The organism is Stenotrophomonas sp. YJH_SMC_48-3, from assembly GCF_059369375.1.
Window position 1 is genome coordinate 66248 of record NZ_JCAFSQ010000011.1, and the last position, 12583, is coordinate 78830.

Annotated in this window: 15 protein-coding genes; 12 read left to right on the plus strand and 3 right to left on the minus strand. The window is 63.9% G+C overall.

The annotated features are described in order from the left end of the window. Positions 1 to 61: 61 nt before the first annotated feature. The 5 genes from AC5P65_RS16760 (at position 62) to AC5P65_RS16780 (ending at position 3105) form a co-directional block, all read left to right on the plus strand. Positions 62 to 676 (plus strand): hypothetical protein, encoded by a 615-nt coding sequence (locus AC5P65_RS16760; protein WP_021203823.1) that lies wholly within the window; start codon positions 62 to 64, stop codon positions 674 to 676. A 246-nt stretch (positions 677 to 922) separates the two neighbouring features. After that, positions 923 to 1258 carry a hypothetical protein gene (locus tag AC5P65_RS16765; RefSeq protein ID WP_440977482.1) on the plus strand — a complete coding sequence of 112 codons (336 nt, stop codon included), beginning with the start codon at positions 923 to 925 and terminating at the stop codon, positions 1256 to 1258. 54 nt (positions 1259 to 1312) lie between these two features. Beyond that, positions 1313 to 1816: a hypothetical protein gene (locus AC5P65_RS16770; RefSeq protein ID WP_495215767.1), complete on the plus strand. Its 504-nt coding sequence runs from the start codon at positions 1313 to 1315 to the stop codon at positions 1814 to 1816. 484 nt (positions 1817 to 2300) lie between these two features. Continuing rightward, entirely contained in the window at positions 2301 to 2474 is a 174-nt protein-coding gene (locus AC5P65_RS16775; protein WP_495215768.1) for a hypothetical protein, read from the plus strand. Between the two features lie 55 nt (positions 2475 to 2529). After that, a complete protein-coding gene (locus AC5P65_RS16780; protein WP_495215769.1) occupies positions 2530 to 3105 on the plus strand; it encodes a hypothetical protein in 576 nt (191 codons plus the stop codon). A gap of 878 nt (positions 3106 to 3983) precedes the next feature. Here AC5P65_RS16780 and AC5P65_RS16785 read toward each other — a convergent pair. After that, positions 3984 to 4874, minus strand: a complete 891-nt coding sequence (locus AC5P65_RS16785; protein ID WP_495215770.1) for a PoNe immunity protein domain-containing protein — start codon at positions 4872 to 4874, stop codon at positions 3984 to 3986. Positions 4875 to 4968: 94 nt separating this feature from the next. Between AC5P65_RS16785 and AC5P65_RS16790 the strand changes: the two genes are divergently transcribed. Then, a complete protein-coding gene (locus tag AC5P65_RS16790) occupies positions 4969 to 6126 on the plus strand; it encodes a hypothetical protein (protein WP_258014319.1) in 1158 nt (385 codons plus the stop codon). 92 nt (positions 6127 to 6218) lie between these two features. On the opposite strand, the gene AC5P65_RS16795 is transcribed toward AC5P65_RS16790, so the two are convergent. After that, positions 6219 to 6584 carry a hypothetical protein gene (locus AC5P65_RS16795; protein ID WP_227852960.1) on the minus strand — a complete coding sequence of 122 codons (366 nt, stop codon included), beginning with the start codon at positions 6582 to 6584 and terminating at the stop codon, positions 6219 to 6221. A 165-nt stretch (positions 6585 to 6749) separates the two neighbouring features. On the opposite strand from AC5P65_RS16795, the gene rimK reads away from it, so the two are divergent. The 6 genes from rimK (at position 6750) to AC5P65_RS16825 (ending at position 11800) form a co-directional block, all read left to right on the plus strand. Further along, on the plus strand, positions 6750 to 7628 hold the full coding sequence (rimK, locus tag AC5P65_RS16800) for a 30S ribosomal protein S6--L-glutamate ligase (protein ID WP_026347043.1): 879 nt from the start codon (positions 6750 to 6752) through the stop codon (positions 7626 to 7628). 243 nt (positions 7629 to 7871) lie between these two features. After that, complete coding sequence (locus AC5P65_RS16805) at positions 7872 to 8348, plus strand: hypothetical protein (protein ID WP_021201976.1); 477 nt, start codon at positions 7872 to 7874, stop codon at positions 8346 to 8348. A gap of 93 nt (positions 8349 to 8441) precedes the next feature. Further along, complete coding sequence (locus AC5P65_RS16810) at positions 8442 to 8915, plus strand: hypothetical protein (RefSeq protein ID WP_021201975.1); 474 nt, start codon at positions 8442 to 8444, stop codon at positions 8913 to 8915. An 8-nt stretch (positions 8916 to 8923) separates the two neighbouring features. Continuing rightward, positions 8924 to 9601, plus strand: a complete 678-nt coding sequence (locus AC5P65_RS16815) for a response regulator transcription factor (protein WP_005410804.1) — start codon at positions 8924 to 8926, stop codon at positions 9599 to 9601. Further along, a complete protein-coding gene (locus AC5P65_RS16820) occupies positions 9564 to 10931 on the plus strand; it encodes a sensor histidine kinase (protein WP_031269244.1) in 1368 nt (455 codons plus the stop codon). The genes AC5P65_RS16815 and AC5P65_RS16820 overlap by 38 nt, the downstream gene beginning before the upstream one ends. 482 nt (positions 10932 to 11413) lie before the next feature. Continuing rightward, on the plus strand, positions 11414 to 11800 hold the full coding sequence (locus AC5P65_RS16825; protein WP_019660175.1) for a hypothetical protein: 387 nt from the start codon (positions 11414 to 11416) through the stop codon (positions 11798 to 11800). Positions 11801 to 11960: 160 nt separating this feature from the next. On the opposite strand, the gene coaE is transcribed toward AC5P65_RS16825, so the two are convergent. Then, entirely contained in the window at positions 11961 to 12572 is a 612-nt protein-coding gene (gene coaE / locus AC5P65_RS16830) for a dephospho-CoA kinase (protein ID WP_111098286.1), read from the minus strand. Between the last annotated feature and the right edge of the window lie 11 nt (positions 12573 to 12583).

The window sequence follows — 12583 nt, forward strand, 5'->3', positions numbered from 1 at the left end:
ACGGTCTCGACAGTCGGTGGTGGGGGAGGCGATAGTCTGGCGACCTCCGGGCGAGTCCGCTATGAGCATCCTCAACGTTCTGTTACGTCCTGACCAGCTCTTGGTCGCGGTCGATACCCTCGCGGAGGACGCTCGCACCGGAGCGCATTCGTCCGGCGCAAAGATGCTGCTTATCCCGCAGTACAACTTGGTGTTGGCGGCACGCGGGTCCACTCAGTTCTTTCTTCGCATCTACGAGCTCGCGCTCCAAGCAAGCTTCCGGGCAGATTTCACAATGGAGCAGCTGACAAAGGAGCTCGGGCTTGTGATCGACAAGTTGTGGCCAAGCTATGAGAGAGCGGCTGCCGAGGCGAGTCTGCAAATGGACGCGTTGGGCACGGAGTTGGTGCTGGGCGGTTGGTCGCCAAAGAGCGGCCGGATGGTGGCTACTGCGTATGCCAAGAGCGACAGCTCTAGGCCAGCAATTGTGCAACCGCTGGAGGGTGGCTTAGCTTCGCCCGGAGAGCCTCTTGCCGGAAGGCCAGATAGCTTCGCTCCGGCTGATGTGCTCGCAGCTGGCAAGATCCAAGCGGCATGGCTTAATAAGCGGGTGGGGCGGCAGGTGGCCGGAGGGCGGCTTCTTGCTACGGTGCTTCGGGAAGGGCAGGTGGTGACCCAGGACTTAGGTCAGATCTAAGTCCTTTGGCGTGAGTCCTGCAAGCTCCTGGGTGGCAGGCAGCTCAACTCGGGGCGCGTGAGCAGCGTCGTGTCGGAGTGAGGTCGTGGCTGGGCTGAATCTCGGCCAGGCGGGGGCGAGGTCAGCCAGCCCCGGCTGGCCGAAGTCGATCACGGGGAGCTGGACGAATCGGCCGCACACGGACGGTTCCTGGGAGCAGGGCCTGCTCTGGTACGCTCAGCAGGCCAACTATAGGGAAGTGGATCCATGTCGGAGTACCCCGAGGATCATGAAATTCGTGTCAAGTGGAGTTGGTTCCAGATAGCGATTGTGGTGGGGGCCACCGCAATTCTCTGGCTCGCGTTTTGGCTCTTGATCGCACCTGAGCATGAGCGGGTGAAGACAATACTGACCTTGGCAGGCCTGAACATCGACATCGTGGGGGTGGTCTGGGCGTCGTTGACCCCGCCGTATTTCGGCACATTTCTCGATGGGGGGCTGGTTGAGTACAAGCGGCAGAAAGCGCAGGAGGGGGCCTTCCGCTTCGGCATGTCTCTGGTCGCCCTGGGCTTCTTGTTGCAAGGGTTGGCCACGATCCTGTGAAGGGTTAAGGCAGTGGTCTGAGGATCTGAGACTGCAAGTCGTATCCTTCCGACCATGCGCTCTTCCCACTGCTTCAGCACTGCCCCGATCCCCTCTGGCTGGGTCCAGACGGGTGAGCGCTGGGCGCTCTGGTACAACGGCCGCGAGACGGCCAGCGTCACACCCGACGGCGGTCCCGGGGTCAGGCTATGGATGGAAGGCCAGAAGATGTGGCAGGTGAAGGAAGTGCGCGCGGCCAACGTCCGGCAGGCGAAGCGGTACGCCGAGCGCTGGTGTGCGGCTAGGCTCTATCCCGATCTGCCCCTGCGCCAGGCAGTCGCCCGGCTGACCGACAGCACCCCGACCCAGCCGCCGGCGCCACTGCCGGGCCTGCCGCCAACCCGCGAGCAGCAGCAACAGGCCCGGCGCCTGGCCGAGGCCGGGGCGAAGGAGATCGAGCGCATCAAGGCAGCACTTGAACCGCGCAAGCCGCCGGCAGAGACGAAACCCCGAGCGAGGGACGCCCGCACCAAGGCATGGGTGAGGGCAGGGCTGGAGCAGATGCGCCGGGGGGTCTGAGTGGCGCCGAACTGCTCGCTTAGTGCTGTGGCGGTTGGTCTTTTCAGCTTGTCATCGCCGAGTGGGCAATGAACGCCAGGGAAGGCAGGGAGTAAGCGGACTCCAGAATCACTAACCACGGCCGATCTTCACGTTGTCTAGCATCATGCGAAGCAAGGATGGCCCTGTCCAGACCCGCTTCTGTAATTCGCACTGGGATGTGAGATTTGTGAAATATTCCCGGTCTGAGGTGACAATTTCCGTCACTTCTTGCCGTTGCTGAATGGCGTGGGATCCTTTGTGCGGCAGTACTTCCGGACTACTTGTAGTTGACACTTTTACATGAGAGAGTGCCCATCAAGGGTTGACAAAGTTATTTGGACCCTTGATGGCTCGGAAATTACGGGCTACAATAGGCGGCTCGCTGAGCCGCGAGTGTAATGGCAGGGGCGTCAAAAAGTTTGAGGCGAGTGCTCTCAACCCCCAGCTTCTATAGGAGTTCGTCATGGCTACCGAAATGAAAAATGCGCAGGAAATGCTCTACGGCGCAACGGGCCTGAGCGTATCCAATTTCAAACTATTCCCCGGCAGCAGCCGTGAAGTGACGGCTGAGCAGATCGCTGCCGAGATCACTCGGGCGATCTCCGAGATCGCCCAGATGCCGGTCACAGCTGACTGACAGATCGTGGTCGCCCCGATGGGGCGCATAGGGATAGTTTAGGAATTCGCCAAGGATGAGTTACCGCGAGCTGTATGAGTACTGTCAGAACTTGTCTACGCCGATCAGCCGCCGCGATTTGATCGCGAACGTCTGTCGACTGACGGGTAAGCCGAAGCCCCGCGTGATCCACCACAGCTTGAATCCCGAGATCGTGCGGGGCTTCATTGTCGTGCCTGGAAATGCTGAGCATGCTTTCTCAAGATGGGTCTACGGACCTGGCGGCAGCGTTATCGTTATTGCGCGAGAGATGACCTATTGCTGGCACCGCCTGGTTGTCGTCAAGGAATTGATGCACCTCTTTGATGAACCGCTGCAGATGGTAGGGGCGGCCGATATTTTCCATACCCTGGTATCTGAATTTGTTGCGCCGACGCCCGAGAGGTCAGAGGCATTTCGCTCAGAGGCTCAGGCGCTCTGGATGGCGCTGGGTGTGCTGTGTCCCGAGCAGCGCCGTCAAGAGTATGCACGGATGAGGACGGCTGGGGAGATCGACGACATGTCTATCGCCGAGGCGCTGAAGATTCCGATTCGGTATGTTCCTCACCTCTTCCACGATTCCTTCAGGAGGATCGTGGATAGCATCCAGTAAGTAACAACGCCCCTTAATATGGGGCGTTGTCCGTTTAGTGGGCGGGAGCGGTGGATCTTCTGCGTGGTGCTCTTCGGCTGTCAGTCGCGGGAGATGGGAAGGACCGAATAGCCTCGCCTTCGTGCGTAGTCGAGTCCTCCCCCGTGGAGCGTGTACAGCGGTACTAGATCTTGATTCCAACTCATTTTGACCCATTCCACTCTGTGGAGTGCTTGCAACGCCTGTTCAACGTCGGAGCTTGGATAGGCGGATGTATCCATCTCGTGATGCGCTAACAGCGCGGCGAGCTCAGTCACAGTCAGTGCCTTTCGGTCGACTAGCCGCAACCCCTTGATGCAGTCGATCTGAACCCTGTTAGGAAAGAAGAGCAGCTTCCTCGCACTTGAGCACAGCTGAGTCCACGCGCTGTCTTTCGTTGGCGCTTTGTTCGGGTCAGTCTTGGCGACAGGCCTCAAGATACTGTGCGCGTACCACCCCAAGGTCGTTCCTACGGCAAGCACCCAAAGAAACGCCCACGGGTGCTGCTGGATCAGCGGCCAGTATCGTTCAATCGAATCCATTCCTTTCCCCTGGCGCACAGAGGCGCTCCGCAATTGGTCGCTTAGGCTTAATTTTAGCCTGCATGTTTCGATCTTTTGACAACGCATTGCGGAGCTAAAAAGTTGGTTAAGTCATTGAATTTACAGAATTAGTGCTGAGCTTCCCAAGCTACTGACGTGGGTTCGATTCCCATCGCCCGCTCCATGTCTCCAGGGTATTCACCCCCGGCAGACGCGGCGTACTCGATGCACCACACCCAGCTCGAGCGTGTGGCAGCAGCGCCGCAATCTCCTCCTCAGTGTTGGGCTGTGGCCCCTTCGAACCATAGCTGGAGTGGCTTATGCGCCCGCTTGCGGCCGGGCGAAGTCCACCAGGTCGGAAGGATAGTGCGGGCAGGTGCGCAGCGCGGCATCGTCGCCGCCATACAGCACCACCAGCGCTGCTACCTCCAGCGCCCAGTAACCCCATGCATGCGGTCCGGTCAGCCGTCGGGTCCGCTTCTGAGCCTGGGGCGACAGTAGAAAGAAGTCACGGTAGTGCACCTGCAGGTAGCCGGTCAGCAGGGATGGAACGAACGCTTCACCGTCGCGCAACGGCGCGAACAGCTCGGCGAACGGGCGCGGATGGAATATCGCATCGCTGGCTTCGGCAAGGCCCAGTGCCGGTGCGCTGAGGCAGTCCAGCACGCGGTCGGTGTCGAAGCAGAGCACCTTCTCCACCAACGCTGGAAGACGGTCCTGCGCATCCAGCAGCACGCCCAGTGACAACAGCTGCAGGGCGTACTCGTAGTGCTGCGTTGTGCGAGGTTGCAACGGCGCGGCAAGCGCGATGTCGTGGCCCTGCTGTTGCAGGCTGTTCCGGGCAATGGCCAGCAAACGTGCATGCTCGAGCCAGAGTTCTGCAACGTCGGCATGCATCTGCTGCAATGCCGTGGGGGCGAATCCATGGTCGATGCCTTTCAGCAGCAGGTTGCTGCCGGTCTGGGCAACCGCTTCCCAGCCGTACGCATGTTCCAGCGCCGCATGCCCCTGCAGCGGTTCCTCCGCAGGGTCACCGCCATTGCGCGCATGACGCGCAAGCAGGGCCATGCCCGCGTTCCAGTCTGCCTGCCAGTCCGGCAGGCGAAGCATGCGGCGCGGTACTCCCGGATCCTTGGCCAGTGCTCTCCATCGCGGTAGTACGTCCAGCAGCAGATTCCGGCGGTTCACGGCAGTCATCGGTTCCATCATCAGGGAAAGTCTAGCGGCAATGCCGGTTCGACCCCCATTGCCTGGCACCGCGTTGAAGGTTTGAATGGTGCGCAATCGCAGTCACCATGCCCGCATGACCGTTGATCGAATCGCCCTCCGCCGTTTCACCCAGTGGCTGCCGTTCCTGGTCCTGGTCGCCATCTGCGTGGCCTGGTGGTCGCCGCTGGGCGTGGTTGTCGCCCTGGCCGCGTGCCTTGCAGTGGGTGGTGTGCTGCAGCGCCTTGATCTGGTCGGCGATACCGTAGGCGGCGCACTGCTGCGCTCGCGGGCGACGCTGCCCTTTGCTACCCGGCCGCCCACGCATGATGTCCTGTTGGATTGGGGCGAACTGGGCATGGGAGGTCCGGCCTACAGCACCCAGATGCTGCGCGATGGCGCCATTGTCGAGGGCGTATCCACTGGAGGCAGCCACGACGCCAGTGGCGAGTGGCAGACGCTGGCGGGAAGCGGGCTGCGTGTGGCCAGTGGCTATGTTGATCGCAGCGAAGCGGTGATCGTCTACGACGAAGCGGACAAGCGGGTGATGCACCTGCAGGCGATTGTTCCCAGCCTGTTCTGGCAGGAACTGCACGAGCGCCGGCAGCTTGGCGGGGATGCCGAAGCCGCAATGTGGTTGCGGGATATCCCCTGTCGATCGACCACACTGCGGCCCTGCCGGGGTCTATGGCTGGAACCGGAGCATCCCGCGCTGGCCGCCGGGTTGCCGCAGGCATTGCGGCATGTCCTGCCGGATGCCCGGGTGCTGCAGGCCATACCGCTGCCGCCCGACGATCTGCGCCTGACCGCGCATCCGACGCTGTTCGCGCGCATCTGCCCGTACGCGCTCTGTCTTGATGGCGAGCTCAGTGACCGTCACGCTTGCGATCTGGAAACGGTGATTACCAGCCCGTCCGGACGGTGCGTGGCGGTGGCGGGCAGCGTGCTTGATGGGGATCTGCGTCCCATCGAGGGCGTATGGCTCGTCCACTGGCAGGGGTGTTGGCAGGCCATTGGGCGCCGTGCGACGGGCGGCAGCGGCAAGGCCCGCAGTGGTGCCTGGATCGATGTGATCGAGGCCGGCGATGACGGTTCGCTTCGCTGCGAAGCCTATGAGGAACACTGGACGTTCGACGCGATCACACGCATCCCCACGCCACACACGGCGCTCGCCCTGCCTGTGGAATGGCGGGAAACCGCGCTGGCCGTGCGTGTCCGCGATGGGCACTTCTCGCTGCGCCTGCCCCCGCGCTGATCAGCGGCGGCAGGCATCCCTTGGATGAGCCATGAGGATGTCCCCGGCGACGGTGCGGTCATCGCCGGAGACGGTGCGGCGACTATCGGCTGTCAGTCTGAGTAGAAGCCGTTGCCAAGGGTGCCGGGCAGGCTGGGTTCCGGCCACGGCATCAGTGATGTGCAAGCGTCATACAGCGTGCAGAAGTCCTGCCGCAGTTGCGCAGGCACCCAGCTGCCGTAGGACACGTCGGTCGAGTCGCCCTGGCAGGCGTAGGAAACATCGATCCAGCGGGTATTGGCGTGTGAGGCAACGCCTTGGTGCTGTGTCTTGCCCGTGCAGTAGCGCAGGCCCTGGCCGATCAGGGTGTTGTTGGCATCGAAGTAGAGCCGGGAGACTGCGTGGGTCGGCGCAGCCCGTACGTCTGCGGCGCCTCCCACCAGGCCAAACAGCAACAACAGCGGAATTCCCATTCGCATCTGTGGTTCTCCTTGGATTGTGCAAGCCGGCCGTTTATGTCCATCAGCCGGCAACGGCATATTCGCACAGCCCCGGCAGGCATGCAGATGCGGTGGCCTGCGGGGCATCATCCACCCGCCACACGCCCGCGCTATGCTGCGCGCCTGCCGCCCGATCCTGCCGCGATGAAGCTCGCCATCCTGTCCCGCAACAGTTCCCTGTATTCCACCCGCCGGCTGGTCGAGGCGGCACGCACGCGTGGCCATACCGTTCGCATCCTCGACCCGCTGCGCTGCTACATGCGCATCGCCGCCGATGGTTTTTCGATGCACTACAAGGGCCGGCCGATGACCGGCGTGGACATGGTCATCCCGCGCATCGGTGCCTCGATCACCCGCTATGGCACCGCCGTGCTGCGGCAGTTCGAGCTGATGGGCGCACGCACCCCAAACCCCTCCGACGCGATCCTGCGTTCGCGCGACAAACTGCGTGCGCACCAGCTGCTGGCCGCCAAGGGCATCGACATGCCTGTCACCGTGTTCGGTGACAACCCGGATGACACCGTCGACCTGTTGTCCATGCTCGGCCCGCCGCCCCACGTGGTGAAGCTCAACGAGGGTACCCAGGGGCGGGGAGTGATCCTCACCGAAAAGGCCAGCGCATCGCGCGGCATCGTCGAGGCCCTGCGCGGGCTGTATGCCAATTTCCTGATGCAGGAGTTCATCGGTGAGGCCAAGGGCGCCGACCTGCGCTGCTTCGTGGTGGGCGACCAGGTGGTGGCCTCGATGCAGCGCCAGGCGCCGGAAGGCGACTTCCGCTCCAACCTGCATGCCGGTGGCACTGCGGTGGCGGCCAAGGCCAGCCGCGCCGAACAGCAGGTGGCGGTGCGTTCGGCCAAGGCGCTGGGCCTGTCGGTGTGCGGGGTGGATCTGATCCGCTCCGCGCGCGGCCCGCTGGTGCTGGAGGTCAACTCCACGCCGGGGCTGGAGGGGATCGAAGCCGCCTGCGGGGTAGATGTGGCCACGCGCATCATCGAGCACGTCGAGAAGCTGAAAAAGCCATGACAAATCAATATTTTGAGATTCTCATGGGCAAATGAGGCCGGCTTTAACATGCCTTTAATCGGCGCCGGCGTAGCCTTCAGCGAACCGCAGCTCTGCCTCTCAGCAGGATCGGTATCGGGATACGACTTCAGACCCAGGCGGGCCACCGCCTGGGTCTTTTTTATACCTGCCGGAAGTCCCTTGTGGAGGCCGCGTGACGGCCGTAGAGTGGCCATCGTTCCTGGATGGATCCGGAGGCTGGCGATGTACCGCATCACGATGATCGCGTTGTTGCTGGGGTTGTCTGGCACTGTCTCCGCCAAGCCGGAGAAGACCGCCATACAGATGGACGGGCAGGCACCGGTGGCCGAGCAGGTCCGGCGGGTTGAAAGGGCCCTTGATGATGGCGAGTACAGCGAGATTTCCGCTGACGACCGCGCCCAGGTGCAGCAGGCACTGGTGCGCATCACCCAGCGCATGGGGGACCACAGCACGCTTCAGGAGCTCCCGCCGCAGGTCCAGGCAGAGGTCTTCAACGACCAGGAGCGGATCAACACCGTTCTTGTCCGCGCCCACGAAGACAGCCGCCAGATCTGCCAGCACACCCGCACCACGGGCAGCAACATGCCCAAGAGCCGCTGCCTGACGGTGGCCGAGCGCCGCCGGATCGAGGAAAAGGGCAAGGCCCTGCTCAACGACCAGCGCACCTTCAACAATCTCACGCCTCCCAGTAACCGCTAGCCGGGCCGATTGCCGCCCGAGCGACCGGCACTTGCTCGCGTGAAGGCGGTGCGAATACAGTCAACCCTCAACTCAAACAAGGATTCGTTTGTCATGAAGTCCCTCCTGATGTCGGCGGTCCTGGTCTCGGGCCTGACCCTGGCCACCGCCGCCTCCGCATCCAGCCAGGCCGGTGAGGTCTTTATTCCGGGCAAGCCGCTGCAGCAGCAGATCGAGCGCATCGAAATCGAACTCAACGATGGCGAGACCTACAGCGAGCTGAAACAGGCCGACCGCAGCCGCGTGCGCGAGGCGCTGGTGCGCATGCGTACGGCCGTCGAGCAGCATCCCGACCGCGATTCCATGCCTGAACAGGTACGAACCGATGTCTTCAACGATCAGCAGATCGTGAACACGGTTTTGACACAGGCCCGTGAAGATAGTCGTCTAATATGCCAACGTGAAAAGGCCACGGGTTCGAACCGGTCCACGACGCAGTGCACGACCGTAGCCGAGCGCGCGCGACGGAAGGACAAGGCACAGCGTGATATGGGCCAGGCCCAGCGCGTCGGCAAATTCGTCAATTAGAGGTGACAGTGAGAATCCTGGTAATCGAAGACAACAGCGACATTGCGGCCAACTTGGGCGACTACCTGGAGGACCGGGGCCACACCGTGGACTTCGCGGCTGACGGGGTTACCGGTCTGCATCTGGCCGTGGTGCACGAGTTCGACGCGATCGTGCTGGATCTCAACCTGCCAGGCATGGACGGCATCGAGGTCTGCCGCAAGCTGCGCAACGAAGCGCGCAAGCAGACCCCGGTACTGATGCTCACCGCCCGCGACTCGCTGGACAACAAGCTGGCCGGCTTCGATTCCGGCGCGGACGACTACCTGATCAAGCCGTTCGCGCTGCAGGAAGTGGAAGTGCGTCTGAACGCCCTGTCGCGACGCGGCAAGGGCGTGCAGACCCGCGTGCTGGAAACCGGCGATCTGGAATACAACCTGGATACGCTGGAAGTGCGCCGCCAGGGCAAGCTGCTGCAGCTCAACCCGACTGCACTGAAGATCCTGCAGGCGCTGATGGAAGCGGCCCCGGCCGTGGTGACCCGCCAGGAACTGGAAACCCGCGTGTGGGGCGAAGAACTGCCCGATTCGGATTCCCTGCGCGTGCACATCCACGGCCTGCGTGCGGTGGTCGACAAGCCGTTTGAAGTGCCGCTGATCCAGACCCGCCATGGCATCGGATACCGCATCGCCACCCCGGAAGCCTGATTCGGTGGCAAGCAAGGGGGAGCGCCGGCGCACGCCGTATCGGCGGCGCCTGCGCAGCCGCATCATCGTTTCGTTCGTGTTGTTGGGCTTCTGCCTGACAACGCTGTTCGCGTTCGCCACCAACTGGGCCCGCTTGCGCGTGGAAAACCAGCTGGTGGAAGAGCTGATGAACCGCAACATCGACGAGTATGCGCGCCGCTATTACGAGCACCCCGGGCATAACCCGGATGCACCGGTGCTGCAGATCAGGGCTTATGCCTATTCGAAGGACAAGTTCGACCGGGTGCGCGAAGAACGCGCGCAGTGGGCGGGCTTCTCCGATGGCATCCACAGCGTCAGCGGTGATGAGCACGGCGAGCCGTACTCCTACAAGCTGGCCGTGCGCAAGACGCCGGACGCCTGGTTCTTCCTCGCCTATGACATGACCGACAGCGTGCGCGGCGGCAAGCAGCTCAACCGCGCGCTGGTGCTGTCGGTGCTGGTGTTCAGCCTGCTGTCACTGGTGCTGGGCTGGTGGTCGGCCTCGAAGGTGATGAAGCCGGTATCGGACCTGGCCGCACGGTTGCGCGCCTACCGTGGTGGTACCAGTGACCCTGAGCCGCTGGCGCCGCGTTTCCCCGATGACGAAGTGGGGCAGCTGGCACAGGCACTGGACGACTATTCCTCGCGGCTGACCGAAGTTGTGCAGCGCGACCGTGAGTTCAATGCCGACGTCAGCCATGAGCTGCGCACGCCGCTGGCGGTGATCCGGGGTGCCACCGAGCTGCTGCTGACCCGGCCCGGCCTGGACGAAAAGGTGCTGCAGCGCCTGCAGCGCATCCAGCGTGCCGAACAGCAGTGCAGCGATCTGATCGGCGCGTTGCTGCTGCTGTCGCGCAACGAACGCGGTCAGGGCACCAGCAACGTGGCCCGCGTAGCCGAGCAGCTGCTGGACGCGCACCGTGCGCAGCTGGGTGGCAAGCCGCTGGAGCTGGTGCTCGAAGGTGAGCGCAACCTGGTGATCGATGCGCCCGAGGCGGCGCTGTCGGTGGCACTGGGCAACCTGATCGGCAATGCGGTGAAGTACTCGCAGGACGGCGAGGTGCGCGTGTTCGTCGGCGCCAATTCGGTCTCGGTGACCGACAGTGGCCCGGGCCTGAGCGAGGAAGATGCCGCCAAGCTGTTCCAGCGTGGCTACCGCGGCACGCATGCTGGCCATTCGCAGGGCGGCGGCATCGGCTTGTCGATCGTCAGCCGCCTGTGCGATCTGTACGGCTGGCAGGTGAGCGTGCGCCCCGGTGGCGAGCGTGGCGTGATCGCCACCCTGACGTTCTCGCCGAAGCCGTTGTAAGGGCCCCTGCTTTGGTGGGTGCCGACCTTGGTCGGCACGGACCCTGCCGACCTTGCATCGCGCTCTGTGTCGCTTGTGCCACTGAATTACCCTCGCGCGATGATCAGGCATCAGGCCCAACGCGACACCACCGTGATCGCTGCCGCGCCCCGCGCGTGTTCCAGTGCACGCATTGGCAAGCCCGCGCCGCACTTGAGAATTTCCTTACAGATCGCCGCGTGCGGCGATGGCCTGATGACCTGGCCGGGGCAGGTGCCTTGGCCGGGATTGGCGTCCTGAAATCAACTGTTAGATGGAAAGCTTCCGATGCCTCGCGCGGCATCGCGGACAATGCACTGTGCCCGCTTCATGGCGGGCGGTGCGTGGGGATTCCCGGGAATCCGCCGGAGTTTCCATCCATCTGGGAGTTGTCCGGTACGCCAACCCGCACCGTCCGCCACCTTGCATCTGCAGGTGGTCTGCCGACTGCGAGGAGCTCCACCATGTCCACCCGCCCGCTGTTCCCCCAGCTGCACGCCCTGATCGGCGATGCGGCCCACCTGCTGCCTGCCGACGTCGCCGAGCGTGTCGAAGTGCTGCTGGATGACCCCAAGGACCTGCTGCCCGCCCTGCTGGCGCGCATGGATGGCCGCGACGCCGCCGACGGCCAGCGGCTGGACGTGCAGGGGGCCAGCCCGGCGCAGGCCGCCACGATGGCCGGCCTCAGCCGCACGCTTGCCGGTCTGAACACCCTGATCCAGCTGTTGCACGCCGCCGAAATCGCGCGGGAGCAGGGCGGTGCCCGTCAGCAACTCAATCCCGATGTCGTCGACGGCCTGCTGCTCGGCGCCCGCGAACTGGCCCGCTACGCCCGCCTGCAGCTGGAGTAGATCCGCGCCACGCGTGGATGCAGAGCGTTTTGTAGAGCCGAGCCGATGCTCGGCTTGATGGTCGCAGCCGAGCATCGGCTCGGCTCTACAGCAGATCCCCAGATCCATACCATGCGTGGATGCACTTCGGTAGCGCGGGCCGCTGGCCGGCAACCTGGCCTCACCCCCCGGCCAACTTCAGATACCGCGCGTGCAGCTGTTCCACCTGCACCTGCAGGTCCTCCGGCTGCCCATCATTGACCACCACGTCATCGGCCAGCGCCAACCGCTGCGCGCGGCTGGCCTGCGCAGCAATCATCCGGTCGGCCAGCGCAGCATCAATGCCATCGCGCTGCATCAGCCGGGCATGCTGCACGGCCTCCGGCGCGTCCACCAGCAGCACCCGGTCCAGCCATGGGTAGGCCTTCCGCCCGCCCACCTCGGTCAGCAGCGGAATGGCGGCAACCGCATAGGGGCTCTCAGCCTGCTCGCACTGCTGCTGCATCAGCAGGCGGATGGCCGGGTGGGTGATCGCTTCCAGCGCCGTCCGTTCGGCCGGGTCGGCGAACACGTGAGCGCGCAGGCGGGCCCGGTCCAGGCTGCCATCGGCCAGCAGCATGTCGGCGCCGAAGCGCTCGGCGATGCGGGCCAGCGCCGGGCTGCCGGCGGCCACCACGGCCCGTGCGGCCAGATCGGCATCGGCCACCACAATGCCCAGCGCCTCGAAGCGCCGGGTTACTTCGGTCTTGCCGGAGGCGATGCCCCCGGTCAGGCCAACCACATAGCGGCTCATGGGGACTCCCC